General features: G+C 46.0%; 20 protein-coding genes, 1 tRNA gene, 2 pseudogenes and 1 other annotated feature. Of the genes and pseudogenes, 7 read left to right on the forward strand and 16 right to left on the reverse strand.

What is annotated here, in order from left to right; translation table 11 throughout:
- The first annotated feature begins 22 nt into the window (after window positions 1-22).
- Window positions 23-244, forward strand: a binding site (T-box leader).
- 88 nt (window positions 245-332) lie between these two features.
- A complete protein-coding gene (gene argS / locus NSS79_RS27930; protein WP_342437002.1) occupies window positions 333-2,300 on the forward strand; it encodes an arginine--tRNA ligase in 1,968 nt (655 codons plus the stop codon).
- 1,122 nt (window positions 2,301-3,422) lie between these two features.
- Here the strand turns inward: argS and NSS79_RS27935 are convergent.
- On the reverse strand, window positions 3,423-4,259 hold the full coding sequence (locus tag NSS79_RS27935) for a copper amine oxidase N-terminal domain-containing protein (protein WP_342437003.1): 837 nt from the start codon (window positions 4,257-4,259) through the stop codon (window positions 3,423-3,425).
- Between the two features lie 356 nt (window positions 4,260-4,615).
- On the opposite strand from NSS79_RS27935, the gene NSS79_RS27940 reads away from it, so the two are divergent.
- A complete protein-coding gene (locus tag NSS79_RS27940; RefSeq protein WP_342437004.1) occupies window positions 4,616-5,380 on the forward strand; it encodes an SDR family oxidoreductase in 765 nt (254 codons plus the stop codon).
- A 436-nt stretch (window positions 5,381-5,816) separates the two neighbouring features.
- Here NSS79_RS27940 and NSS79_RS27945 read toward each other — a convergent pair whose 3' ends face one another.
- Window positions 5,817-6,629, reverse strand: a complete 813-nt coding sequence (locus NSS79_RS27945) for an inositol monophosphatase family protein (RefSeq protein ID WP_342437005.1) — start codon at window positions 6,627-6,629, stop codon at window positions 5,817-5,819.
- Window positions 6,630-7,864: 1,235 nt separating this feature from the next.
- On the opposite strand from NSS79_RS27945, the gene NSS79_RS27950 reads away from it, so the two are divergent.
- Window positions 7,865-8,098, forward strand: a complete 234-nt coding sequence (locus tag NSS79_RS27950; RefSeq protein ID WP_342437006.1) for a hypothetical protein — start codon at window positions 7,865-7,867, stop codon at window positions 8,096-8,098.
- 38 nt (window positions 8,099-8,136) lie between these two features.
- Here NSS79_RS27950 and NSS79_RS27955 read toward each other — a convergent pair whose 3' ends face one another.
- Window positions 8,137-8,517 (reverse strand): tyrosine-type recombinase/integrase, encoded by a 381-nt coding sequence (locus tag NSS79_RS27955; protein WP_342437007.1) that lies wholly within the window; start codon window positions 8,515-8,517, stop codon window positions 8,137-8,139.
- A 382-nt stretch (window positions 8,518-8,899) separates the two neighbouring features.
- Window positions 8,900-9,304: a VOC family protein gene (locus tag NSS79_RS27960; protein ID WP_053325236.1), complete on the reverse strand. Its 405-nt coding sequence runs from the start codon at window positions 9,302-9,304 to the stop codon at window positions 8,900-8,902.
- A 929-nt stretch (window positions 9,305-10,233) separates the two neighbouring features.
- Here NSS79_RS27960 and NSS79_RS27965 point away from each other — a divergent pair.
- Window positions 10,234-11,097 carry a hypothetical protein gene (locus NSS79_RS27965; RefSeq protein WP_342437008.1) on the forward strand — a complete coding sequence of 288 codons (864 nt, stop codon included), beginning with the start codon at window positions 10,234-10,236 and terminating at the stop codon, window positions 11,095-11,097.
- Window positions 11,098-11,373: 276 nt separating this feature from the next.
- Here the strand turns inward: NSS79_RS27965 and NSS79_RS27970 are convergent, their stop codons facing one another.
- Entirely contained in the window at window positions 11,374-11,784 is a 411-nt protein-coding gene (locus tag NSS79_RS27970; protein ID WP_342437009.1) for a nuclear transport factor 2 family protein, read from the reverse strand.
- A gap of 336 nt (window positions 11,785-12,120) precedes the next feature.
- Here NSS79_RS27970 and NSS79_RS27975 point away from each other — a divergent pair, with 336 nt between their 5' ends.
- Window positions 12,121-13,344, forward strand: coding sequence for an IS110 family transposase (locus NSS79_RS27975; RefSeq protein WP_342437010.1), 1,224 nt, complete (start codon window positions 12,121-12,123; stop codon window positions 13,342-13,344).
- A 266-nt stretch (window positions 13,345-13,610) separates the two neighbouring features.
- Here the strand turns inward: NSS79_RS27975 and tnpA (NSS79_RS27980) are convergent.
- The 3 genes and pseudogenes from tnpA (NSS79_RS27980) to NSS79_RS27990 all read right to left on the reverse strand — a co-directional run bounded on the left by tnpA (NSS79_RS27980) (window position 13,611) and on the right by NSS79_RS27990 (window position 15,800).
- Window positions 13,611-14,051, reverse strand: a pseudogene (gene tnpA / locus NSS79_RS27980) (IS200/IS605 family transposase).
- 219 nt (window positions 14,052-14,270) lie between these two features.
- Window positions 14,271-14,705, reverse strand: coding sequence for a hypothetical protein (locus NSS79_RS27985; protein ID WP_342437011.1), 435 nt, complete (start codon window positions 14,703-14,705; stop codon window positions 14,271-14,273).
- Between the two features lie 708 nt (window positions 14,706-15,413).
- Window positions 15,414-15,800, reverse strand: a complete 387-nt coding sequence (locus tag NSS79_RS27990; RefSeq protein WP_342437012.1) for a hypothetical protein — start codon at window positions 15,798-15,800, stop codon at window positions 15,414-15,416.
- Window positions 15,801-16,654: 854 nt separating this feature from the next.
- On the opposite strand from NSS79_RS27990, the gene NSS79_RS27995 reads away from it, so the two are divergent.
- Window positions 16,655-17,053 (forward strand): hypothetical protein, encoded by a 399-nt coding sequence (locus NSS79_RS27995; RefSeq protein WP_342437013.1) that lies wholly within the window; start codon window positions 16,655-16,657, stop codon window positions 17,051-17,053.
- A 306-nt stretch (window positions 17,054-17,359) separates the two neighbouring features.
- On the opposite strand, the pseudogene tnpA (NSS79_RS28000) reads toward NSS79_RS27995, so the two are convergent.
- The 3 genes and pseudogenes from tnpA (NSS79_RS28000) to NSS79_RS28010 form a co-directional block, all read right to left on the reverse strand.
- A pseudogene (tnpA, locus tag NSS79_RS28000) lies at window positions 17,360-17,716 on the reverse strand (IS200/IS605 family transposase); the annotation flags it as partial.
- Window positions 17,717-17,847: 131 nt separating this feature from the next.
- A tRNA-Arg gene (locus tag NSS79_RS28005) sits at window positions 17,848-17,921 on the reverse strand.
- 280 nt (window positions 17,922-18,201) lie between these two features.
- A complete protein-coding gene (locus tag NSS79_RS28010; protein WP_038595886.1) occupies window positions 18,202-18,552 on the reverse strand; it encodes a hypothetical protein in 351 nt (116 codons plus the stop codon).
- A gap of 241 nt (window positions 18,553-18,793) precedes the next feature.
- Here NSS79_RS28010 and asnB point away from each other — a divergent pair, with 241 nt between their 5' ends.
- Entirely contained in the window at window positions 18,794-20,638 is a 1,845-nt protein-coding gene (gene asnB / locus NSS79_RS28015) for an asparagine synthase (glutamine-hydrolyzing) (protein ID WP_038595887.1), read from the forward strand.
- Window positions 20,639-20,737: 99 nt separating this feature from the next.
- On the opposite strand, the gene NSS79_RS28020 is transcribed toward asnB, so the two are convergent.
- The 5 genes from NSS79_RS28020 to NSS79_RS28040 form a co-directional block, all read right to left on the reverse strand.
- Window positions 20,738-21,574, reverse strand: a complete 837-nt coding sequence (locus NSS79_RS28020; RefSeq protein ID WP_341095898.1) for an aldo/keto reductase — start codon at window positions 21,572-21,574, stop codon at window positions 20,738-20,740.
- A gap of 190 nt (window positions 21,575-21,764) precedes the next feature.
- Window positions 21,765-22,220 carry a cupin domain-containing protein gene (locus NSS79_RS28025; RefSeq protein ID WP_076110749.1) on the reverse strand — a complete coding sequence of 152 codons (456 nt, stop codon included), beginning with the start codon at window positions 22,218-22,220 and terminating at the stop codon, window positions 21,765-21,767.
- Window positions 22,221-22,329: 109 nt separating this feature from the next.
- Window positions 22,330-23,265: an SPFH domain-containing protein gene (locus NSS79_RS28030; RefSeq protein ID WP_038595892.1), complete on the reverse strand. Its 936-nt coding sequence runs from the start codon at window positions 23,263-23,265 to the stop codon at window positions 22,330-22,332.
- Entirely contained in the window at window positions 23,265-23,699 is a 435-nt protein-coding gene (locus NSS79_RS28035; protein ID WP_342437014.1) for an NfeD family protein, read from the reverse strand. The genes NSS79_RS28030 and NSS79_RS28035 overlap by 1 nt, the downstream gene beginning before the upstream one ends.
- A gap of 278 nt (window positions 23,700-23,977) precedes the next feature.
- Window positions 23,978-25,912 (reverse strand): glycosyl hydrolase family 18 protein, encoded by a 1,935-nt coding sequence (locus NSS79_RS28040; RefSeq protein ID WP_342437015.1) that lies wholly within the window; start codon window positions 25,910-25,912, stop codon window positions 23,978-23,980.
- Between the last annotated feature and the right edge of the window lie 38 nt (window positions 25,913-25,950).

Below are 25,950 nucleotides of genomic sequence, written 5' to 3' on the forward strand. Positions count from 1 at the left end.
CGCTATACTGATAAAAATCAATATACAATCGATGAACGGGAAAGTAGTTGCCTTGGACCCTAGTCCCCAGCGAGCCGGAAGAGTGAGAGCCGGTACAGGCCAGTTAATGAAGCGCACCCGGGAGATGGACTTCTGAACTGATAGTAGGAAGCCCCGGCTGAAGACCGTTAACCTGTAAGGTGGCTAAACCAAGTTGTTTAGCAACGAGAGTGGTACCGCGAGCGCTAAAGCCCTCGTCTCTTTTAGAGACGTGGGCTTTTTTTGATGTTTTTTAGCCCGTTAAGTACAAGTAACGCAAATCTGCTTCAAGAATTTTAAAGGAGGTTCATCCCGTGTTAAGCCAACTTATCAGAACAAGCTTGGAACAAAGCGTCCAGCAGGTATTCAGCAGCCTGAGCGCTGCCGCACCAGAACATTTAACCATCGCTCTTGAACAGCCCGCTAATCCGGATTTCGGCGACTACTCCAGCAATATTGCCATGCAGCTGGCCAAAGTCCTGCGCAAGGCCCCAATGGCTATTGCCGAGCTGATCACAGCGGAGCTTGGGCAACAGGAGGCGATCAAGGGATTGCTGCAGCGAATCGAGGTTGCGGCTCCGGGCTTCATCAATATGTACGTGGATTGGCAGGAGTGGGCAAACCACAGCTTTGAGCTGCCGCCAGGGAACGGGAATAAGGTGATCATTGAGCATACTTCTGTGAACCCAAACAAATCAATGCATATTGGACATCTGAGAAACTCCTGTATTGGAGATGCGCTGGTTAGGATTTTGAGAAAAACAGGTTACAACGTGGAAGTTCACAACTATGTGGATGACCTTGGCAATCAGCTGGCAGATACGGTGGTCGGGCTAATGAATGTGCCGCTCGCAGGTGATCATGTCCGCTTCGGTGATTATTGCTGGGATATCTACGCCGGAATCAATAAGGAATACGCATTACATCCTGAGACGGTCCATAAACGGACGGAGATTCTCCATGCATTGGAAGAAGGAAACGGCAATACCGCTTGGCTCGGCAGCCTTGTGGCTGAACGGATTGTGAGAGAACATGTTGAGGAAATGAAAAACTTCGGCATCACCTACGATTTGCTGGTGTGGGAGAGCAGTATTTTAAAAGAGGGATTTTGGTCCTCCGCTTTTGCGCTGCTGGAACAGACGGCCGTTTTTGTTCAGGAAACCGAGGGCAAGCTGGCGGGATGCTGGATTCTGAAGCAATCGGCAGCAGAAGGCACAGGGGCGGATTCAGAGGAACATCAAAAAGATAAGGTGCTGGTGCGCTCGAACGGGATTTTGACCTACACTGCCAAGGACATCGCCTATCATCTCTGGAAATTCGGACTGCTGGACAAAAACTTCTCCTACAGCGAGTTTAATGCAGGCGTTTGGACGACGGGTCCAAGTGGACAGCAGATGCCTTTTGGAGAGGCAGATATGGTGGTTAACGTCATTGATTACCGGCAGGAGTATCCGCAGGCGATGGTGAAGCAGGCTTTAGAGGTATTGGGATATGCCGGGCAAGCCGGGAAGCTTCATCATGTAAGCTATGGCGTGGTTTCTCTTAGTCCGGCTTCCGCCGCAGAACTGGGGATCGATACCTCGGACGGCAAAACCTCTTACGCCATGTCCGGCCGTCAGGGCATCGGCATCAAGGTCACCGAGCTGGTCCAGCTCATGGAGAACACCATTGAAGCCACCCGCTCCGACAAAAACGGCCTGTCCAGCCGGCTGATCGCCACAGCTGCAATCCGTTACTATCTGCTGCGTTTCAATCTGGGGACGGAGATTGTGTTTGATTTCAAGCAGGCGACCGAGATTGCCGGCAATACCGGCGTATACCTGATGTATACCTATGCACGTGCGGGCAGTGTACTCAGTAAAGCTGCTGCAATGGAGACAGGAGCCGTATTGGGAGCAGCGGCAGCTGCAACGTTGAAGACGGATGCAATGGCGGTAAATACGGCGGATGCAGCAGTCGATGCGGCGGCGGATGCGGCATCTGAACCAGCTGCGGTGCCGGATTTCCCGGCCCCTCTGGACAAAGCGGAGATTGCCCTGCTGAGACATCTCAGCATCTGGCAAGACACCTTATACAGCGCAAGCATCGAGCTGACGCCAAATACAATCTGCAACTATGCGCATACTCTGGCCTCGCTGTTCAATAACTTTTATTCCGCCTGCCCGATTCTCAAAGGGGAGCAACTTACCATCCGCTTCCGTCTCTGGCTTACTTCGGCATTCCAGGAAACGCTCGGCGAAGTGCTTGAGGTGCTTGGCCTGCCGAAGCCGGAGCGGATGTAACGGAGGAAGTGGCAGACTGTAGAGCGGGTATTAATCAGCAAGCCAGCTATGCAATAAGCACGAATATCGCTTCATCACTGAGAAATAAATCAATGCATATAAGTTAGACCTGTTAAAAAAATCGCGTTTCCGTCCTAGCTTCGACACGCTGCAGAAAAAAAACAAACCCGCCAGCTGTTTTAGCTCGGCGGGTTATTTTATGTATGCCCGATTCTCAAACCTCACCGAATAAAATAAACACCACCTAACCTCGTCTTACGTTCTGCACACTGTCTTACACACTCATAATATTAGATACATGTCGCTGATGTTCAGAACATGATCAGAGGTTTGGGGTTGATAAGAAAGTATTATGTTATTCTGATCCTATAGCCCCTCTAAAGGAGGATAAAATGAATCGAGAAAAAGCCATAGTTGAATTAGCTAAGCATTTGATTGAACAGTACCCCGGAAAACATGACGTGAGGTTCCCGCCGAGCTGCAGCTCTTAGCCGGATAGAAACCATCGTCGAAAGTGACTGTTCACCATTTGCCAAGGTGCGAGATATCAAGATTGTACTGGCAGCATTAAATAAAGTAGACGACACCGCCTGTTGCGCACTGTGGCGCCTTGGAACGGCTGCGAGGCTGAACGAACTTCGAATCCAAAAGGAAAGGCACCAACATTATGAAATGAATGAGTTGAAACGGGGGCTAACCGTGCAGACCGCAGAAGGCCATGATGGTGGATTTGGCGGACGGTACGGTGAAATTGTGACCATCGGAACCTGAATAGGAAGAGTTTAACTTATAAGTCGCCTGATAAGTCTTAACAGTTCGCGGGAAACCTACTGGCTTATGTCGGGATGGTCGCAGATCGGGTTACGTGAGTCAACAAAAAAATAGAGTATTAGACTGGATGCCTTTATTCAACGCGTTTTTTAGAATTATCATACCAGCAAACTCCATAAAATAAGATTTAGACTGACCTTAGAAATAGAAACAGAGACATCCAAGGGCGAGAAAATATGTCCTAGACTGCCTCTGTTTCATTAAACTAACGTTTCCCGTTAGCGCAACAAAGGCCACCGATCAATCCCATGGGCAGCCACGTTTTCTTGGGTTATTAAGCTGTCGTACCCTTTACGGAACTGTATTGCTAATCTCTGTTAGAAAACCGTTCTTTGATGCTGTATCAATTAACTCCCTAATCTCTTGACTTGCTGTGCAGTTAAACATATACCATTGGTTTTCATTCGCTTCATAAATCAAAACCTCGGTGTCCTGGTCCTCATCAAACGATTGAACTAAAGTATAAATGTCAAAACGTTTTATGCTGTTCCCTTCTTGATCTAAAAAGTCATATTGCCCACTTCTATAGTACCAGCCAGTTGAAAGGTGACTCCTCCATGAGTAATTAGAAGGTTCTTCGACTTTCTTGCCTTTGTTCTCTACAAAAATATTATATATTGCTTCATTATAGGTATTCCCATTGATTTGATTTACTACGCCGCCCATAGTCATGCGGTATTCTTGTTGCAATGTTTTCACCTTTACACCATCGATGACCAAGGGCTTTGCTTCGACATTAACTGCATTGTTACTGTAACTGACATTGCAACCAAACATCTCTGCAATAAAACGAAGTGGAACCATCGTGTGATTATTGTTTAGATATGGTTTGACATCAAGCGGCACCGTTTTACCGTTTTTCACTGCTGTATTGCTATTCAGTTGCAAGATTACCTTCACATTACTTTTTGTGAGCACGATTTCCGAATCCGACCAGTTGACCCTAGCCCCCAAATTTTCACTGACAGCTCGCAGAGGCACCATTGTTCGGTTGTTCTTAATTTCGGGCTTCACATCGGAGGAAATAATAACACCTTCAACTTTTATTTGCATGTCTGCCGCGTATGTAGGTGAAGTGGTAATAGATAAAATCAATGCAGTGAATATTCCTGTGAGAACCTTTTTCATATTATTTCATTCCTTCATTTACATATTTTGGTGAACCAATACTATATACGAGAACTATGAGGTAATGTTGCACTAAACTGCCCGTTAGTGTAACAAGACCGCCGATTATGCGCGGCAGCCTTGTTTTGGTGTGTTTATTGAACTATCGTCTCCCGTTAGCTTAATCAAATTTTTAGCTACACTTATACTATGAAACACCATCTAACGCCAAACTTATCAATAAATGAGACTAAACATGGACTGAAAAATATTAGTCCTACGGCAGTGCAGCCACCCGAATCAATAAGAGAGCAACATTTCATAACGGCTTCTATGTTAAAACTATAGAGAAACAGAAAAGAAGGAGCTGAGTACTGATGAGCAAATTGACAGGAAAAATAGCATTAGTAACGGGGGCCAGCCGGGGGATCGGGCGCAACATCGCGTTGCGTCTGGCGCAAGAGGGCGCTTTTGTCGCCGTACATTACGGTCAACGCCGCCATGAAGCGGAAGCGGTCGTGCAACAAATCACCCAAAACGGAGGAAACGCCTGTGCGATTGGCGCCAATTTGAGTACGCCTGATGGCATTCGCGAGTTGATCGCGGCGCTGGACGAAGCGATTCAAGAGCACGGGGACGGCGGCGGATTCGATATTTTGGTCAACAACGCGGGAATCGGGCAAATTCTTACTTTCCAAGAAGCGACAGAAGCTACTTTTGACGAAGTGATGACGATTAACGTCAAAGCGCCGTTTTTTGTAACGCAGCAAGCTTTGCCGCTGTTAAAGGACGGCGGGCGCATCATTAACATTTCTTCCTTCGTGACGCGGGTAGCTTCACCGGGCGTCTTCACCTACAGCATGACAAAAGGAGCGATCAATACCTTTACGCTGCTGCTGGCTAAGCAGTTGGGGAACCGGAATATTACGGTCAACTCCATCCAACCCGGCATCATCAACACCGAGATGAATGAAGGAACTTTGAGCGGTCCCGACGGACAAAAATATGCGGCAGGCCTATCCGTTTTCAACCGTTGGGGAGAACCCGGAGACATTGCGGATATCGCCGCCTTCCTCGCTTCTCAGGACAGCCGCTGGGTAACCGGTCAGTTGATTGACGCAAGCGGCGGTTCGCATCTTTAAAAGCCGGGCAAGCCTATCTAGCAACAACATATATGATATATAAAAGTATGGATATTAAAACATGGAAAACAACACGAGTGCAGATCAATACGTGTTGTTTTCCATGTTTGCATTGGACTATTTCGGTTGATCGTATTGTTAGGTCGCTTCCACAATATAATTTTTCGTCACTTATGGTATAGTTCACCGTGTATGTTCTTCAACTATCCTGCCCGTTAGCTAAATAGGCAGCCAATGATTTCGGCTGCCTATTGTCATAGTGCTATCGTTTCCAGTTAGCGGAATGACCTGTCTGTAAACTATGATATGGTTCAGCGCTGGCTGAAGGGGTAAGTGTTTAAGGCTATCCTGAAAAGGATGGATTTTTCATTGAAGAACATGCCTTACTAAGCTAACGTTTTTGCACGTACACAATGTTGAAAAGAGACTGAACCTTTTATTCGGATTCCATCCGCAATAATGTCAAGAGATCATCGAAGATTCCAGGTGTTGTGAATACGACATCTTCACCATAGAGTTCATTAGGGATGCCATCAGGCACCGCTTGTACATGGCAACTCATTGCTCCAGCCTCCCGTGCAATCAAGCCTGCAGCGGCTACGTCCCACGGTGAAAGACTTTCCGTATGCGCATCTAACTTTCCGGACGCCACATAACAAATGTCTACTGTTGGTGCGGCAAAACGCCTAATGTCACGACAGTTTCTTCTGAGTCTGTTCACTCTTTCGATTGCTGGCTGCACTTTTGCTGGATCATGCGGAAAACCAGTGCCAATGACAGCATCTAGTAGCGAAGTACATTTACGAATTCGTAAACGCTCACCATTGCAATAGGAGCCTTCCCCTTTAATCCCCACATAAGTACAGTTCAAATCTGGCGCATATACTGCTCCTGCCAGCACTACGCCATCAAGGGCAAAAGCCAACGAAACGCCGTAATGCGGCAGGTTCCGAGAAAAATTAACTGTGCCATCTAAGGGATCAATCACCCACACTGGACCGTCAAACTTGAAATTATCCCAGTTATGTACTCCATCTTCCTCCGAAAGAATTCGATGACCTTGAAATGTCCCCATTATGGCTTCTTGAATGATTCTTTCCGACAGCAAGTCAGCTGATGTCACAAGTTCACCCGCATCCTTGTAATTCACTTCAATTTTTTCCCGGCTGCGCAATTCGGAAATTCTATCACCCGCTTTTGTTACAACCTGTTCTGCAAACAACGCTAATTCTCGAAGGTCGAACTTCATTTTGTTCCCATTCCTCCTTACAGTGCTTAATCTTATTTTCAGACATAGATTATATTCGTGCCCCTGTACCACATCCCTTTTTAAGGATTCATTTTCAGGAGGACTACTTCAACCAACGTAGAACTGAACTGGAAGACGGAGCTGGACATCAATTCAACATAGGTGAGAACGGCATCATCGTCTTGCTTGAAGTTGATCCTTATCATAATTAACAGCAAGTTTTTCGGGTGGGGGACGGGCAAGATTTGCTTGCGAGGTATGAGATTCAGGACACAGTAAGGCTAGTTAAACAAAAGCAGCCGATCGTGTTGAAATCGGCTGTCTTAATGTTTTTGAGCTGTCGTTTCCCGTTAGTCATACATGCAGCGCTTGCGCTGCACCAGAGATGATGAAAATGGGACTACAAATTTGTCTATACTGCTACTATGACTGGGAGAGGAAGGTGGATAAGCTATGGTGCCTACGAGCCTATCCGTTAGTCTGACTCCAACGATCACGGTGCATCACAGATTGTCGCTCCCTATCGGGAAGCACTCATGGGAGATTAATCCTACTCTGATTGTTGCACCAGCCTCTTACCTAATTTGAGCTTAATGAAAACAAGGAGCAGTTCTGCCGTGGCAAACTGCTCCTTGTTTGATTCAACTATCCTTCATCTTTAACTCAAGGATTTACTTTGTTTCGGACGAATCAGATTGTTCACTACGGAGGACTTCATGCGTTATTTTCAATTGGTTCTGTATTTCAAACAGCCATAACCCTCCCCCTTTTTTTTAATAGTCTTTATTTGACACCATTCAAAATTTAGGAATAGCTTCTTTTTGTGCATTTGAAATAAAAAGGGAGTATATTGTATTTTTGTCGAATTTGCAGTAATAAACATATGAGAAGTAATGAATACAAACAAGTGTTTCCTGTCACGTCAATATACATAAATCAATGCATACAAGTTAGACCAGTTAAAAAAATCGCGTTTCCGTCCTAGCTTCGACACGCTGCAGAAAAAAAACAAACCCGCCAGCATGTTTTAGCTCGGCGGGTTATTATGCCCGCTTCTCAAACCTCACCGAATAAAATAAACACCAACTAACCTCGTCTTACGTTCTGCACACTGTCATTCGCACTCATAATATTAGATACATATCGCTGATGTTCAGAAAATGATCAGAGCTTTGGGGTTTAATAAGAGAGTATTTTGATAATCAGGGCCTCTAGCCCCTCTAAAGGAGGAAAGAATGGATCAAGAAAAAGCCATAGATGATTTTGCCAAGCATTTGATTGAACAATACCCCGGCAAACATGATGGGAGGTTCCGCCGGGCTGCAGTTCTTGGCCGGATAGAAACCATGTCGAAAGCGATGCGGGTACACATTCACTTCAAGTTCTCTCCGACCTGCAAGCCGTTTTATTGCCCACCTAATCGTAGGTATAGCCATTCGTTTTGTTGGATGCGTATCGGTAACAAATAAGGCTTTACAGGAATCCTCACGGCTGGCCAGGTACTTCTTTAACCATACTTTGCACTCTGTTGTAAAGTAAACTTCTCTTCTCTTTGCTTCGATCCCTTGCCATTAACGATTGCTGAGCAGTTCTCCCAGTTTAGATCTTCGATGTTGATCTTTTCTACCTCCCCAATCCGGCAGCCGGTGCTGTAGAGAAACTCAAGCAGTGCTCTTTCCCTGAGTGACTCACATGAGATTTTCAAGTGTATGACGTCTTCCTCAATCAAAAACTTAGGAATGCGCTTATCTAATTTGGGTTCTCTCAACTTTAGAGAAGGATTTGAAGTCAGATACGTCTCTTCATAAGCATAGCGGAAAAGAGAACGAATAAAACGAATCCGATGACCAAGGCTGTTTGGCTTCAAACGAACTGCTTGTTTTGTCAAGTACTCCTTCAGTATGGTTAACGTTACCTCTGTGACATCGAGATTACCTAGCTCCAGCACTAACATCTTGTGCTGTAAGGCGTATGCTTTTAATGTTTTTGGACTGAACCCTTGAATGCGTTAGTCGGCCTCATACAAACTCCACAACTCATTTAAATTCATTACAAAACCTCCCTTTAGAAGCTATTAAATCTAGTTTGCTTCTAAGGAGAGGTTTTAATCTGCCCGCTGTATTAAACTAGCGTTTCCAGTTAGTTTAGTGAATCAAAGGAACCTCCTCCCTTCTAAACAGATAACCTTTCTAGGTACCGCGCTACAAGGGCCAGTCTCAATTTCACAGTGAGTGAGGCTATAAGGAGAGGCAAAACTGTTTCCCCATGAGTCACCCCCTACCACTGAACCTTTTGATCGCTTCCTCGGTCACCGGCTTGAAGAGGTTAATGAGGTTGCCGTCGGGATCACGGAACAACACAGCACGGTTCCCCCACGGCATCGTGGTCGGTTCCTTTACCCACTCGTCGACAAACGGCTTCAAGCGCTCGTATTCGGCATCGACATCATGGACGAGGAACTCGAGTATGACAGTGCGATTGTCGGCCGCCACTGCGGAACCAATGCCGAACAGCGGCACAGTATGGGAGTGACCGATCGCCAGGGTGCACGATGGCACAACGAGTTCGGCAAAGGCTGCCGCGGGACGTTCCGCTGAAACACCCATGACTCTCTCATAGAACTCAACAAGACGATCCACATCGTCGGTAATGATACGTACAGAAGCAAAATTCATAAAATACCATCCTTCCTATAATAAATGATACAGTATCTTATCAGGGCAAGAACAAGCTATCCACCCCATTATGATTACCTAATCGATAATAAACTAACGCTACTGACAACGTTATGTCAGTAGCATTTTAACATTTTCGGGTATTCTCTCTGCTAAAGTTGATACCCGTTTATATATTCTGCCTGTTAGCTTAATGAAGCGCCCACCAGTCTAATACTTTATTTTCTCAGTCTACAACTTTATTTTCCGAGTCTAACGCTTTATTTTTCAGTCTAATACTTTATTTTCTTTGAACATCAGGACTAAAAACTACATTATTACGTCTCAAAAAACCCCCTTATTATTACCATTAGTTAAATATTTTAGATAATAATCTAACTGACCCCAGTTAATAACAGTTCTTTCTCAGCAATTGGTTCACCATTCTCATAATAGGAAAGAGTATCTTCTATAATCGTAAATGCTTTTCGGTCCCGCCAAAGCTTACAAAGGAGCTCCGGCAGAAAGGCCGGCCCCAGCTTTTGGATTGTGATTGTTTGTGGATCTTCGCGTTCATTGAGATATATTGACAGGTCTGCATCCTCGATACTTCCTTCAGGGTCTAAGGAGACGCCGACCAGAGACGTGAAAATATTTTTCTTACACCTCAACTTGGTGCAGGAGGGTGTTTTACCGTTCGTCGTCTTCTTTATAGGTATCCAGATTAACAAAGGTAAGCCAAATAATGGTATAAAGAGCAATTTTATCTCAGTTGGCCAATCCTACATCAACCGTTCCGAGTTCAGTGCTTGGGTCAAGTAGGCGAATCAACATGCACAATTTAGACCAATACATGAGATGTTTTGGATTTTATTTTCATAAAAAGGAAACATAAACCATTATTTAGCGTCTATAAAATGGTAATAAAATTTTGGAGGTAGATTACACAATTGATGAGAATTGTATCGGGAATGATTATGATTAGCATGGTTATGTCTTTACTCGTTGGGTGCGGGAATAAAACAGATGACCAGCCAAAAAGCGAAAATGTTGCACAAAGCGAACATAAAGTTGAACCGAGTAGTACCACTCAAGGTAGTGTGAATGGCACACCAGCAGCCAGCAGTGATACAAATGAAAGTAATGAGTTGTCACGTTATTATGTTCCAGAGCAGGGGCAGGTAGGAGAGGTAAGCCAAAAAGAATTTGTTTGGAAATTGGATGATCTCACTCTTACCGCCAAAAAAACTTCAGATTCAATTACGTCAATGCAAGTGAAAAACGATGGCAATGAATATGATGTAGAAGTTCCGGAATTTATACAGCATAATATTAGCAATGTCGTTTCTGTTGCTTTATCTGCAAGCCATAATTATGTAGCCATCAATGTATTAGCAACTAATATAGGTCACCAGTTAATTGTACTTGATCTAACCAACGGAAAAAGCAGTTATATGAACAATGAAATTGATAAGGGGGAAAATTATGAATCGATTTATACTTATAACTGGTCTCCCAAGGATAACAAACTCGCACTTTCATACGGTTATTTAGGCTCATGTTCCTTGGCTGTTTATGATTTTGACAACAAAAAATTAATTAAATTGCCTGAGAAAGAACCATATATCGAAACACCATTCATTTTATGGGATAAGGACAATGATGGGATTGACTTTATTAACGAATATCCTTCAAATCAATATATGTTATATCGATACACAATGGGATCAGATCAGGTAAAAGTTATAACAGAGATATCAAAAAGTGAATTGTCAAAATATGATGGTTTAATTCCTGCTGTTGAAAGAAAATAAAGTTATAGACTGGATATGTTGGTCCCACGCGGCTTTTCGAATAATAAAACCGTCAGAGTAAAATAAGTATTAGACTTGGCCCAACTATAAAAACAGCGGTAGCCGTGGACGAGAAAATAAAGTCCTAGACTGCCGCTGTTTTGTTGAGCTATCCGTTGAACTAACGTTTCCCGTTAGCGTATCGAACTGTCTGGCCCAGTTAGACATATTTTGTCAGCCAATAGGTCCTGTTGAGTCTGATTACTCTGTCTTTAAGTTGTCTAGTTCATTAAGATATCAACGATTAAGATCAAAAGCTTTTTCTAGAGCAGCCGTATCTTCAAAGATTTGAAAAAACTTTATCTTCTCTTGTTCTATTTCACAAATGATTGCCCAATCACTCTCGAACACTTTCCCAGTTACGTTGACCTTAATGCGGAAATTCCCCCATGCACACGCCGCTTCCTGATTACCAATAAGTTTGTTTAGGACAAATCTCTCTATTTGCTCTGTTTCTGCTAATATTTTTAAATATTTTCTAACACCTTCTTTACCATGAAATGTACCATATAAAGGAATTTCCTTAGAGGTTTCTTTTTTAAGAATAATAAAATTCGCTTCCTCATGAACCATTTCAATCACTTTATCAATCTGTTTGCTTCCTAGTGCTTGAAAATAACTTGTTAGCACTTGTTGGGCACTTTGCATGATCTACTAATCTCCTTTCGGTATAGGCATAAGCTTTGCACACACCTTATTAACATATTTCACCATTATCCTGCCCGTTAGCCAACCATGCAGCGCAAAATCAGCGCTGCACCACAGAGAATGAAAATTTTCGCTTGGTATTTTATACTGGAAGTACGGCTGGGAGAGGAAGGTCGATGAACTATGGTGCGATTAGAGCCCATCCGTTAGTCTGACTCCAACGACCACGGTGCACCACTGAATGTTGCTCCCACTGGGAAGCACTCATAGTAGATTAATCCTATTCTGGTTGTTGCACCAGTCTCCAATCATGATGCCGTAGAAAGGTTGAATGGCGTGGATGTAATTATTGAACGGGCGTGCGGTATGGATGTCCATAAAGACAATATTACTGCATGCATCATGACACCTGAAGGAAAGGAGATTCAAACATTTTCAACTAAAACTGTATTTCTTCTTAAGTTAGTGGACTGGATTAAGGAGCACAGCTGTACTCATGTCGCCATGGAAAGCACAAGTGTTTATTGGAAACCTATTGTAAATTTAATTGAGGCTGAGGAGATCGAATTTCTGGTTGTTAATGCCCAGCATATGAAAGCTGTGCCTGGACGCAAAACCGATGTTAAAGATGCAGAATGGATTTGCCAACTCCTTCGCCACGGACTGATTAAAGCCAGTTTCATTCCAGACCGTAATCAACGTGAGTTAAGAGAGCTTGTTCGTTATCGTCGGAGTATCATCGAAGAACGTGCCAGACAGCATAATCGAATCCAAAAAGTATTAGAGGGAGCTAATATTAAGCTTGGTTCCGTTGTCTCAGATATTATGGGAGTTTCCTCTAAAAACATGCTTTATGCGATTGCTGAAGGTATAGATGATCCTGAGCAACTGGCCAACATGGCCCTTCGGACACTAAAACGAAAAAAAGACGAACTCGAACTTGCCCTCCAAGGATACGTAAGCCCCCATCAACGCCTAATGATAAAAACCATTCTAACTCACATCGACTTTCTAACTCAACAAATTGATATGCTGGATCAAGAAGTTGCACGGCGAGTAAATCCTTACCAAGAAGATATTGAACGATTAGACTCAATTCCAGGCATATCAACACGAATGGCCGAACAAATCCTGGCTGAAATCGGTACTGATATTAAAAACCAGTTTCCAAGCGCAGCTCATATGTGTTCCTGGGCAGGACTTGTTCCTGGCCATAACGAAAGTGCGGGCAAAAGGAAATCGGCTAAAACCAAAAAGGGCAATAAATATTTGAGATCAGGCTTAACCGAAGCAGCTCATTCCGTAAAAGGATCTAAGAATTACCTTGGCGCACTGTATAGGCGTACAGCAGCGCGAAAAGGAAGGAAACGAGCAGGAATTGTAGTCGCTCATGCCATGTTGAGAATCTCCTATTACCTTCTAACTCGTAAAGAAATGTATGTTGATCTAGGGGAAGACTACTTCGATAAGCAAAGGGAACAGTCCATTGTGCGACATGTTTTACGCAGACTTGAAGGACTAGGCTACTCCATTACTATCACTAAACCAGAAGGCTCTTGATCTATATAAAGCTGCAATAAAAAGCTATTCAGGCGCTCTCCCCTTTAAAAAAACGAACGAGTTGCGTCTTCTTTAGTGCTGCCTTTTTCCACACTTTGGTGCAATGAATTTTCATAGTAGTTCAATCAAAACCACCCGTCAAACGGGTGGTTTGCTCTGAGGCTATAAGCCTCTGGTGCCGGCTAGCGTCTAAAGGCGCTGGCTTTCACTTCGTTCAAGCTACTATGCCTTTGCCTCTTTTGCCTACCCCTGAAGGGGTGCTTGGACTACCGGCTACCCCTTAAAGGGGTTTCGTACTCTTTCACACTCAGCTTATCCAGCGCAATATCGTGAATTTCCTGCTCTTGGATGTATTTCTTAATTGTTGCCTCGTTGAGTCCTACGGTGCTTACGTAATAGCCTTCCACCCAAAAATGACGATTTCCATACTTATACTTTAAATTTGCATGCTTATCGAAGATCATCAGCGCACTTTTCCCTTTTAGTTATCTCATAAAGCTAGATACGCTCATTTTCGGTGGGATACTGACCAGCATGTGGATATGATCTGGCATGAGGTGTCCCTCGATAATCTCTACCCCTTTATAGCCACAGAGTTGCATTAGGATATCACGGATACTTTCCTTGTATTGATTGTAGATCACCTTTCGTCTATACTTTGGGGTGAATACGATATGGTATTTGCACATCCATTTGGTGTGTGCCATGCCTTCTCTGGCTTGTGCCACAAAAAACCACCTTCTCCTTTCGTTATACATAGTAGCTTGAACACTCCTATTATAACGCTCGCATCAGGTGGTTTTTTGCTATAAGCATCACTACACCACCCGCATAGCGGGTGGTTTTTTGTTTCGCGCGTTTCACGCACTCAACTGCCGATTTTCCTTAACTTACAGGAAATCGGCTCTTCTATTTAAGGAATTTACTCAGTCTCTTTGAGCAATCTTATAGTCTATACTAATATCACCACCATTAGGCGTTGCTGAAGCTTTAAATTTATATTCGCTAGCGAAGTGACCAACTGGAGCAAAAATGTGGCCACTCTTACCTGGCGCGAAAGTGGCTTCAGATCCTCCATTAATTGTAATTTTAACGCTTACATCCCCAGTATTATTAATCCAGAAATTTACGTTTTTCCCATTAGCACTTGATAATTTGTATGAAGTCGAAAATCCTGTTCCTGAATAAGAGCCACTTGAAACATCCATGTCAAAAGGTTTAATCACTCCACTTTCAGTTACATAATTTTCCGACGAACTTTCAGTCGACTGCGCAAAAGTCGGTAAAGTACCAACTCCAGTAATTAGAACAACTGCAAGAGTAGATGACACTACTCCTTTGAAAACGGACTTAAGATTCATGATATAATCTCCTCCAATATTATGTTTAAAATCCATATTTTAGATTTATATCACATACGATACCATAGAAAAACATTCCTTTAAATACTTTATATACTCTATTCTTGACTTGTTTCGTTAAGAGAGTGGACAGATGAGTTGTATTACAATTTCTGAGACAAGGGGGCAAAAAAAAATTATTATGCCTGCAGTTCTTCTTTTGATCTACGAACCACAATTATACCTCCAATTAACTTGTTCTTATATTTTAAAAGATCCTTCCGGATCTCTAAGCACAAAAAAAGCCCTGCTTCACATTTAAATAAGCAGTGAGCTACGACTCTGAGTACAACTCCTTCATTCCAGGTAAACTGGATCTCCACGTAGTAACCCGAACAATGTCTATGTTCAAATCGATTTCATTCCTGCAGACTCTTTTGAATCGCGCAGATCTCCGTCTCTGTCGAATTCTTATCGTCAGAGAAAATTAGTAGAGGGCTTAGCTTAGTATTGCCATTTTCCTGATAAAGGCGAAGGCAGTCTAAACTAAGCCTAATTGAGTCGGCGGGAACTCCGTGGCTGAGAAGTATATAGCAATCACATAAAAACGATAAGGGGATAGAAAATATGAAAAAGATTTGGATGAAGAGGATTTTGGCGGTAATCATCTTTTTGACTACATGGGGGGATCGGGGGGATCGGTTGGATCTGCAGAAACTGGGATCCAAATTAGATTTCCCACCCTAGAAGTCTATGTAATTCACTCGGATCGAATCGACTCCATTTCCGTCTTAGCAGCTCTACAATAGCCGCTGCTTCCCCGGCTAACAGAGACTTATATTCGTAAAAAGTCTCGCCGCCGCTCTCCCAAGCCCTAGGTACAAAAACGGCTGGTCCACAGACACTTACCTGAACCGATCCAAAAGACAATGTGAAATTAACCGGCTTGCGGGTAAGAGCTGCTGAATCTCCAACAGCCATATATAAATCATTACCAAGCTTCCTATGACCGCGCCAGGACTCCCCAAATAGCTCTTGCCCATATCCGCCATACAATGACGGAATATCCTTAATTACCGGTTCCTGTCCCGGCAGCACTTCTACCACTTTATTCATATTCAACCACCTTTCGCAGATTTGATAAGGCTCAGAACACTGTCAATTGTACCCCTATCTAATCCGGATAGCCAAGCAATCGTATCATGCTCTTCTTTTATAAGGCTTCGCCCTATGCACTACACTTCCTTTCATGTGACAATCAATCTTCCACGTATTCCCTCACAATTTTGTAAAAAGTATTCTTCTTCAGATTCAGCCTCTTCATAAATTCCACAGCCGAAAGCTCATTATTTTCCCAACTTTTATAGTGCGCATCCCATCAAAACCGATGGTTCCCTGTGGATGTGGGGGAAACTACAATGGACAGTTAGGTAACGGCGACAAGAGCTTTGAGGATGAGACATGGGTTGTTTTCAGCGATGCCAACAGGCACGAGATCGAACTGGAATTAAACCATTTGGGGAGATATAAAATCCGGCACAGCGCATATGAGACTTTCAATCAGCCGACTATTGATGAGTTTTTGACAGCTGCCGACCGAAGATCTGCAGACTCATCTGCACAGCATATTGACGATACGGTTTAGTTCGTCAGTAGTCGGAATCGAATTTTGCAAAATCCAGATCTAGAAAAGTTAAGACTGGTACTTTTTTACTATATAATTAAATGTAATATGTGTATAAAATATTATTTAATACAAAATATTACATAAGGGCGATTTGTGTTGCTAGGATTAAAAAAATTGTAACTGTTCAGCCTGTTATGATCCTTATTTGACAGATAGCACAAATAGAGGTACTCCATTACGGAACTACCTCTATGGAAACAGGAATGTACAGACATGTAATTTAAAAAAGTAACTATCTAAAGGCGGAATAGTTACAAATAAATTTAATAAGGAGTGCTTGATCATGCATCTTAAGTCCGTTTTCAAAGGAGTAGTATCATCTGCTCTGGTAGTTTGTCTAATTGCTGGAACTAGTAGTATACCTGCTTTTGCGGAGTCGACTGAAAGTTCGTCGAAAGATTATGCAGCTAAAAGTGGCAGTTATTCAGGAACTGAATTTCAGGCTACATATCCATTAAAAAAGAGTAATGGGGCAAAAGTAAACTTCTGGATTAAAAATACTGGGAATGTAAGCGTAAGAATCAAAATTAATGGAGATCAGAAAAGAACTCTCGCACCAGGTAAGAGTGGCCACATTAGTGCTCCAGTTGGTTCCTTAAGTAGCGAATATAAATTTAAAGCTGTACCAACGCCTAATGGTGGTGATATTAGTATAGACTATCGTATTGCTCAAAGAGATTAAATTTGATGCTTAAGATATTTTTAGTTTTTTATAAGGCTCCTGAATCCGAGATGGTAATTTGGTAATTCAGTGCAGACATAGAGTAAAAAAAGAGTACGTACTAGACTTGAGGAGCTTATGCAAAATGCTCATGGATGAAAGCTAGGAAAATAAATACCTAAATTAATCAAAACCACCCGTCAACGGGTGGTTTGCTCTGAGGCTATAAGCCTCTGGTGCCGGCTAGCGTCTAAAGGCGCTGGCTTTCACTTCGTTCAAGCTACTATGCCTTTGCCTCTTTTGCCTACCCCTGAAGGGGTGCTTGGACTACCGGCTACCCCTTAAAGGGGTTTCGTACTCTTTTACACTCAGCTTATCCAGCGCAATATCGTGACTTTCCTGCTCTTGGATGTATTTCTTAATTGTTGCCTCGTTGAGTCCTACGGTGCTTACGTAATAGCCTTCCACCCAAAAATGACGATTTCCATACTTATACTTTAAATTTGCATGCTTATCGAAGATCATCAGCGCACTTTTCCCTTTTAGGTATCTCATAAAGCTAGATACGCTCATTTTCGGTGGGATGCTGACCAGCATATGAATATGGTCTGGCATGAGGTCTCCCTCGATAATCTCTACCCCTTTATAGCCACAGAGTTGCTTCAAAATGTCTCGTTTACTCCTGAATCCGAGATGGTAATTTGGTAATTCAGTGCAGACATAGAGTAAAAAAAGAGTACGTACTAGACTTGAGGAGCTTATGCTAAATGCTCATGGCACAAACAGCCTTCCCGAAGGAAGGCTGTTTTGTGTGACGTCCCGGAAGGGATTCGAACCCCCGACCGTGCGCTTAGAAGGCGCATGCTCTATCCAACTGAGCTACCGGGACAAAAGTGAAGTAATTGATTCCTAAAACATATGTATTCACGCAACGTTCTCTATTATACCGCATTCAGATTTTTTTTTCAAGGCTGCAGCAATATAATTTACTAAAATGCGGCGAAACAGCAACGGAAGCACAGCAGATCAGCCTATCCTCACCAGTCACCCTCCCACAGCATTTCTGTCCCCGGGGCAGAATCAGCAGCGGTCAGCCGCTCACCCTAATCCGTTCTACCCCCGGGGCAGACTGCGGCAGTTTTGCCGCATCCAATCGCCGATTTCAGGAGTCACTTGTGGAAATGCTGTTCCAGCTGCTTTTTCAAGTCGCCGAAGATAAGCAGTTCGCGCTGGAATTTGGAGCGTTCATCCTCGGGGCTCATAATGATGCTGCCAGTAAAAGCACTGGCCGTCACATCCTGAAAAGCGTCATGCAAATTGTTATCAAACCAATCGGTCGCAGTATTTGCGTCATTCGTCAGAATGCGCACAATTTCATATCCTTCCTCGCGCTGGTCTTCAACAATGTACACCAAAAGTGCGGAATCGCCTACAGCTCCCGGCAATACGCCCACTTCTGCACAAGGCGCGCCGTCGTATTCGGTCATTCTGCGGATTTTGGCGTCTTTAATATAATACACTTGTCATCCATCCCTCCTGGCAAATTTCCCTCTCCCTTAGTGTTCGGATAAGGACATACATTTTATCCCTTCCTTCGGCATATATCTGTATTACTTGGCAAAAAAGAAACAAGTGAAATCGGCTGCGCCGTCCTTAAAGGACCGCATCCATTCAGCGAGAAATATAAGGATAATTTATTGCGTGGAGCATATAAATTCTTATATTTGGACAACAATCGCACAAAAGAGAGGATGAACCATCATGTGCGGAATAACCGGATTTATCCAGTGGCGCGGCGACCTCACACAGCACTCGCAACTGCTCGTAAAAATGACTGAAACCTTGGCCAACCGCGGGCCGGATGCGGCCGGAACCTGGATTTCAGGGCCCTGTGCCTTCGGTCACCGCAGACTAAGCGTTATCGATCCCGAGAACGGCGCACAGCCTATGATCGCCCGCCATGACGATAAGGTGTACGCTATTGTGTACAACGGCGAATTATATAACGCCCCCGAGCTCAAAAAGGAACTGAAACAGCGGGGACACCATTTTCTCACCGAGTGCGACACCGAAGTTCTGCTGCACGCCTATATGGAGTGGGGACCGGACTGCACCGGGAAGCTGAACGGAATCTTTGCATTTGCCGTCTGGGACGGTCTGCGGGACCAGGTATTTTTGGCACGTGACCGCCTGGGTGTGAAACCCCTGTTCTATAGCCGGGTGGACGATGTTTTTGTCTTCGGCTCCGAACCTAAAGCGCTGCTCCAGCACCCCAAGGTACAACCGAAGGTAGGACCGGAAGGACTGGCGGAAATCTTCATCATCGGTCCGGCCCGCACTCCGGGACATGGGGTATACAAAGATATATTCGAGCTTCGTCCAGGTCATGCCATGATTTATAGCCGGGAAGGCCTGCGCAGCTATGCTTATTGGAAATTAGAAAGCAATCATCACACGGAAAATGAAGAAGAAACAGCCTCCAGAGTGCGTGAATTGCTGCAGGATACACTGGAGCGGCAGCTTGTCTCCGACGTTCCGGTCTGCTCCCTGCTGTCCGGGGGGCTTGATTCCAGCGCACTGACCGCGCTCGCTGTGGATTATTACAACCGCACCGGTCAAGGCCGGGTGGATACCTATTCCGTCGATTATGTCGACAACGACAAGCATTTCAAAAGCCACACCTTTCAGCCCGGCGCAGACGGTCCGTGGATTAAGCGGATGGTTGATGAGTTGAACACGAATCACCATTATGTAGCCTTTGATACACCGGAGCTGGTAACGGCGCTGGACAATGCCCTGGAATCCCGCGATTTGCCGGGGATGACGGATGTGGATTCTTCGCTGTATCTATTTTGCCGTGAGATTAAAAAGAACGCGACCGTGGCCATCTCCGGCGAGGCGGCGGACGAGATTTTTGGCGGGTATCCCTGGTTCCACCGGGACGAGATGCTCTCCTCCGGCACGTTCCCCTGGTCGGTAGCCCCCAAAATGCGTGCAGGTCTATTGTCGCCGGAAGTGGGGGAATGGATACGTCCACTGGAATATTTAGGTGACAGATACAGCGATGCGGTAGCGGAGGTGCCGAAGCTTGACGGCGAGACCGGCAAGCAGGCGCAGATGCGCGTAATGTCCTATCTTAACATCACCCGCTTCATGCCGACACTGCTGGACCGTAAGGACCGGATGAGCATGGGTGCAGGACTGGAGGTCCGCGTGCCGTATTGCGACCACCGGCTGGTCCAGTATGTATTCAACATCCCTTGGGAAATAAAAACCGTAGGTAACCGTGAAAAAGGCATTCTGCGCAAAGCACTCGAAGGCATCCTGCCGGATGATGTGCTCTACCGTAAAAAAAGCCCTTACCCCAAAACCCATAATCCGGCCTATTTAAATGCCGTTCGGACTCAGATGCTGGGCATTCTGGATGATTCCACTTCGCCCATCCTGCCGTTGATTGATGCAGCCAAGATCCGTGAAATCGCTGCCTCTCCCGAATCCTCCAGCAATCTGCCCTGGTTCGGCCAGCTGATGTCCGGCCCGCAGCTGTTCGCTTACCTCGCCCAGGTTAACCTGTGGCTGCGCAAGTATAACGTATCTATCGGGTAAATTGCTAAGCTCTCTGCTCTCTGCACATCCAATAACTGCAAACAGCAAGCCCCCATCCGGAGGCTTGCTGTTTGTAGTTTCCTATTATAAGAGGCTTGCTCAGAAATTAAAATTATCCGGGTCCGGACCGAACCTGTGGTTCTGGTTCAGGTTCTCAATCGCCTTAACGTCATCGTCGCTAAGCGTGAAGTCGAAAAATCCGGCGTTCTCTGTGATCCGCTCTGCATGAACCGATTTGGGAATGGTAATGACACCCTGCTGCAGATCCCAGCGCAGGACAATTTGAGCGACAGTTCTGCCATATTTGCCGGCCAGCTCTTTAAGCAGCGGCACATCCAGATTGCCCTGCATCAGCGGACTCCAGGCCTCCAGCTGAATGTCATGCTGGCGTGTATATTTCAGCAGCTCGCGCTGGGTCAAGAGCGGATGGAACTCCACTTGATCGACCACAGGCACCACACCTGTATCGTCGATAATATCCTGCAGATGATGGATCTGGAAGTTGCTCACCCCGATGGATTTCACGAAACCTTCCTTTTGCAGATGAATAAGCGCCTTCCAGCTCTCCCGGTACTTGCCGGCGACCGGCCAGTGAATCAGATACAGATCAATTACATCGAGTCCCAGCTTGCGGCGGCTGACTTCAAACGCTTGTAATGCGGATTCATAACCTTGATCAGGATTGCGCAGCTTGGTCGTAATGAACAGTTCCTCCCGGGGCACTCCGCATTCACGGATGGCTTGTCCGACGCCTTCTTCATTATTGTATCCAGCTGCCGTATCAATGCTGCGATAGCCTGTTTCCACTGCTGCTTTTACCGCGTTGATAACTTCCTCACCATCTTTGGTCTGCCATACGCCCAGTCCCAGCCACGGCATAGTTACTCCGTCATTTAATGTAGGTCCACCCGAAAACGGTCCGTTCAATTCACTCATCGTTAACCCTCCAAGCCTAATGATATTGATCTAACTTCCTTAACCTTAAAAGAGGCCGCATAATCAGCCGATGACCAAAATCAGTATAGCAGATTACTCCCCAGGTCCAAAATACCGCTCTGGACAGGTAAATCAGAATAAAAAATAAGTGCAGTCTGATTTCACAGTCTGCACTTATTTTAGAATACGCTTATTTGTCGATCAGCTTGAAATCGTCAAAATGGAATTCCGGGGATACGATGCAGGAGACCAGCACCGGCTCGTCGCCGAGCACACGGGCTGCCTGCCATACTCCCGCCGGAATAACCACCTGCGGCTGCTGGCCGGCGGCGATGTCGAGACCCAGGATAACCTCGGTAACATCCTCCGGCTTGTCACCGCTGCCTCCCAGGCTTAACACAATCGGGCTGCCGGAATGCCACAGCCAGATTTCGGAAGACAGTACCGTGTGCCATTCCGAAGTTTCGCCCGGATGAAGCAGGAAATAAATCGAAGAAGCTGAGGCTCTGGAGCCCGAATAGCTGCTTCCCAGTGTTTCTTGCGGGATATCAAAGGATGATTTCCAAAGTCTTTTGTACCATCCGCCTTCAACGTGAGGCTGCAGCCCCAGCGCTTCGACCAGCGGAGAAATTTCTTTTTGCGTCACAGTATCGTCTCCTTAAAGTTTTGCGAAGCAAAACTGGCTTCGTAAGCTTACGCTTAAGTTTTGCTTTTACTTTAACGGAATGTGCCGCAATTGTCTAATCCGCTTCCGTTTATTTGCTGTCCTTGCTCGCCTTAAACACCTCGGCAATGGCCCCGAGACTGCCCAGCGTTTCAACGGCGCTGGTCGGCAGGAACACCTTGTTGGCAGGACCCTTAGCGATTTCGCCTAACGCTTCAAAAGATTGATAAGCCAGCACACGCTCATCCAGCCCTGCGCTGGCGATCAGTGCGATCCGCGTCTTCTCCGCTTCGGCGACCGCCTGAATCGCTTTGGCCTGGCCCAGTGCTTCCAGCTCCTGCGCCTGGCGGAAACCTTCCGCTTGACGGATACGCGCTTCCTTATCGCCTTCCGCTTTCAGAATCTTGCTCTGCTTATCCCCTTCAGCACGCAGGATCATATCCTGTTTGGCGGCTTCCGCCTCCAGCACAATCGCCCGCTTGCTGCGTTCTGCCTTCATCTGCTTATCCATCGCTTCCTGAATGTCCAGCGGTGGCTTGATATCAATAACTTCCACACGCTCGATCCGCACGCCCCACTTTTCAGTCGCTTCATCCAGAGCCAGGCGGATATCCGAGGAGATTTTTTCCCGGCCGGACAACGTTTCATCCAGCTCCAGCTTCCCGATAATCTGCCGCATCGTAGCTGTGGAAATGTTGCGCACACCATATACATAATCGGAAATTCCATAAGTCGCTTCTTCCGGACCAACCACCTGATAGAAAATGATCGTGTCGATCTGCACCTGCACGTTATCCTTGGTGATTACGGTTTGCGGCGGCACATTGGCCTGTTGAATCCGCAAATCATGGTAGGTCCGCACCTGATCAATAATCGGAATCAGAATATTCAGACCCGGTGTAAGCAGCCGGTGGAATTTACCGAGACGCTCCACAACCCCTACCCGCTGCTGCGGTACGATTTTGATCGTAAGCGCGATAAAAACGACGACGACAGCAATAACAATACCGATAATTGCCCATTCCATTAGTACTTATCCCCCCATCGTTCTACTTCGATAATCGTGTTGCCTCTTCGGATGACACGGACTGCCTGATCTTTACCCAGAGCTTGAACCGAGGTTGCGCTCCAGGTGTCACCGCCCACTTTGACTTGCCCGTATTGTCCCGGCGCAATCGGCTCGACGACAATACCTTGTCTTCCGACGATCTCTGTCCCTGTATCCTTAAAGCCCCGTGAGTTGCGGAATCTCGCGACCAGCGGTTTGGTGAAAAAGGTCAGGACGAGGGCAACCAATGAACCGACGACCACCTGCAGCAAAATCGCCTCAGGAAACACAAGTGAGATCAGACCAGCTGCCAGAGCACCTATGCTTAGCCAGAGAAGATAAAAAGTAAGCGCAAACATTTCAATCACAAACAGAACGCCGGCTGTAATCAACCAAACTATCCAAGCCTCCATCGGTGAATCCACCACCTTCCGCTATATACTACTATAACGAAATAAACGGCATAGCGTTGCATTAGTTTTATCAGGGCTGGGACACAGCCATGCTTTTTCATTATATTTCAGCCTGTGGAAGGTTATGAGCACCACAATCAGCCTTCTTCATATAAATCCACACAATTCCCACATTATACAGGAAGACGGGCTGGTGAATATGACATAATAAAAAAGCTTACAGATCGAGGCGCAGCCTTCTCCGCAAGCTTTTTTTGCTGTTCAGATGGAATTTAGTGCTAAATCAGCTGCCATAGAGCCTGCGTTACCGCCGGTTCCCAACCTTGCAGCGAGGTATGCGACTGCAGGCAGATGTACGTATTGCCGCTGTAGCTTACCTTATCGCCTGCTGTATAGGCCACTCCTGCTGCCCAGGCAGATCCCCCGGGCGTTGCCGTCGGGCTTACTGTAGCTGTTGGCACGAGTGTTGCCGTTGACACTGGCGTTGCAGTCGGACTCACCGTAGCCGTTGGCGCCGGCGTGGTGTTGCCGCAGGTGCCAATCACTTTCCAAACCCCGAATGCACCGCTCAGATCAGGGCGTTCCCCCTGTGTCCACCACTGGGCTTCATACAGCACACCTCCATAGGAAGCCTGCTGGCCCTTGGTGTAGATGGTTGCCGCGTTCCAGGCCGCCGCTGTACATTGCCCCGGTGTTGCCGTTGGCGTTGGTGTTGGTTTCACAGTAGCTGTTGGTGTTGGTGTCGGTGTTGATGTCGGTTTCACTGTGGCTGTTGGCGTTGATGTCGGTGTAGCCGTTGGCGTTGACGTAGGTTTCACTGTGGCTGTTGGCGTTGCAGTTGGTGTTGGCGTCGGCACCACTCCGCCGCCCAGATCGGTGTTCAGCTTGTTTTGCAGTGTTTTGTTGCGGTCGCCGCTGGTCTCCCAGAACATCGCTCCTGCCAGGCCTTTGGTTTTGATATAGCTGGTTTTATAGCCGATGGACTCGGCGTCATCATAGCTGATGAAGGTTTGTGTAGACGGATTGTAGAGATAAGGAACTTTTGAAGTGTTGTTCCAGTAGCGGGTATAGCCGTTTTTGTTAATATAGTTAGCTTCGAGATCGTAGAAATCATAGTTTCCCTTTTCCCATGTGCCTGTGGACGAAATACCGGCCGAAACCTGATATTGCCCGTTTCCTGTACTCGGCGCACCACCCCAGCCGCGTCCGTAAAACGGCATGCCCAGGACAAGCTTATTCGCCGGGACTCCGCTTGCGAGATAGCTTGTGACAGCCTTGTCGATATTGTAATTCGCCGGATCGGTCAGACCTGATGAGGCTGCTGCCGGGTCATAGTAGAGCGGAGCATTGTGTCCTGTAGTCGTGTTCCAGCTGCCGTTGAAGTCATAGGTCATAATGTTGATCCAGTCGACAACAGCAGCAATGCCGCTAAGGTTGTTATTCTGAACGTAGGCAGGGCTTGCACCAGAGGCAATGGTCAGCAGGTAGGTTTTACCGTCAGCGGTTCCGGCCGCATTCAGCTTTTCACGGATTTTCTGCAGCAGCAGCACGTAATTCTGCTTATCCTCCGGACGGTAGCTGTTGCCTGCAAGGCCTCCGCTGACCGGGTATTCCCAGTCCAGATCGACACCATCCATTTGATATTTGCGGATGAAATCGACTGCGGAATTTGCGAATACTTCACGGGTCGCTGCCGTAGCGGCAACATCCGAGAACCGGTTTGACCAGGTCCAGCCGCCGACGGATATCACCGTTTTAAGCTTCGGGTTCTTTTCTTTCAGTTTCCATAGCTGCTTCAGATTGCCTTTAATCGGATCATCCCACTTGTCATCCCCAAAGCTTTTCTGGGCATCAATCCAGGGATCACCCAGCACTATCGTTCCATTCGGAACACTGATCGTTTGGCCTTGCTCATTTTGACAGGTCCAGGTGACCGGATTGGGTCCGCTCGGGTCAGGATTGCCGTGAACCCCGTTCCAGCATATATCGGCAAACGCATAGTTGATTACATTCATTTTACTGGGATCGATATCCGTTACGTTGTAGGCTCGCCCATAGGCAGCCCAGGAAGCATAATAACCGACGAGCTTGTAGCCCGCAGCCGCATTTGCAGTTTTGACACTGGTGCCTAGCGTTGAAAAGAGTGCAATCACAAGAGCAACGGCCATACCAAGCGCAAAGGTTTTACGAAATCTGCTGTTTGTCGACCTCATTTTCATTTACCTCCTCGGTTCAATGCATAGCCAGCAGT

It is taken from the genome of Paenibacillus sp. FSL L8-0436 (assembly GCF_038593025.1).
Taxonomy (GTDB): Bacteria; Bacillota; Bacilli; order Paenibacillales; family Paenibacillaceae; genus Paenibacillus_AQ.

Excerpts from the sequence above, each read along its gene's own strand:
- asnB (WP_038595887.1), top strand. The coding sequence starts at position 18,794 with ATGTGCGGAATAACCGGATTTATCCAGTGGCGCGGCGACCTCACACAG.
- NSS79_RS27990 (WP_342437012.1), bottom strand. The coding sequence starts at position 15,800 with ATGAATAAAGTGGTAGAAGTGCTGCCGGGACAGGAACCGGTAATTAAG.
- NSS79_RS27995 (WP_342437013.1), top strand. The coding sequence starts at position 16,655 with ATGCATCTTAAGTCCGTTTTCAAAGGAGTAGTATCATCTGCTCTGGTA.
- NSS79_RS27945 (WP_342437005.1), bottom strand. The coding sequence starts at position 6,629 with ATGAAGTTCGACCTTCGAGAATTAGCGTTGTTTGCAGAACAGGTTGTA.
- NSS79_RS28035 (WP_342437014.1), bottom strand. The coding sequence starts at position 23,699 with ATGGAGGCTTGGATAGTTTGGTTGATTACAGCCGGCGTTCTGTTTGTG.
- NSS79_RS27985 (WP_342437011.1), bottom strand. The coding sequence starts at position 14,705 with ATGAATCTTAAGTCCGTTTTCAAAGGAGTAGTGTCATCTACTCTTGCA.
- NSS79_RS27960 (WP_053325236.1), bottom strand. The coding sequence starts at position 9,304 with ATGAATTTTGCTTCTGTACGTATCATTACCGACGATGTGGATCGTCTT.
- NSS79_RS28020 (WP_341095898.1), bottom strand. The coding sequence starts at position 21,574 with ATGAGTGAATTGAACGGACCGTTTTCGGGTGGACCTACATTAAATGAC.
- NSS79_RS27935 (WP_342437003.1), bottom strand. The coding sequence starts at position 4,259 with ATGAAAAAGGTTCTCACAGGAATATTCACTGCATTGATTTTATCTATT.
- NSS79_RS27950 (WP_342437006.1), top strand. The coding sequence starts at position 7,865 with ATGGATCAAGAAAAAGCCATAGATGATTTTGCCAAGCATTTGATTGAA.
- NSS79_RS28030 (WP_038595892.1), bottom strand. The coding sequence starts at position 23,265 with ATGGAATGGGCAATTATCGGTATTGTTATTGCTGTCGTCGTCGTTTTT.
- NSS79_RS27940 (WP_342437004.1), top strand. The coding sequence starts at position 4,616 with ATGAGCAAATTGACAGGAAAAATAGCATTAGTAACGGGGGCCAGCCGG.
- NSS79_RS28040 (WP_342437015.1), bottom strand. The coding sequence starts at position 25,912 with ATGAGGTCGACAAACAGCAGATTTCGTAAAACCTTTGCGCTTGGTATG.
- NSS79_RS27970 (WP_342437009.1), bottom strand. The coding sequence starts at position 11,784 with ATGCAAAGTGCCCAACAAGTGCTAACAAGTTATTTTCAAGCACTAGGA.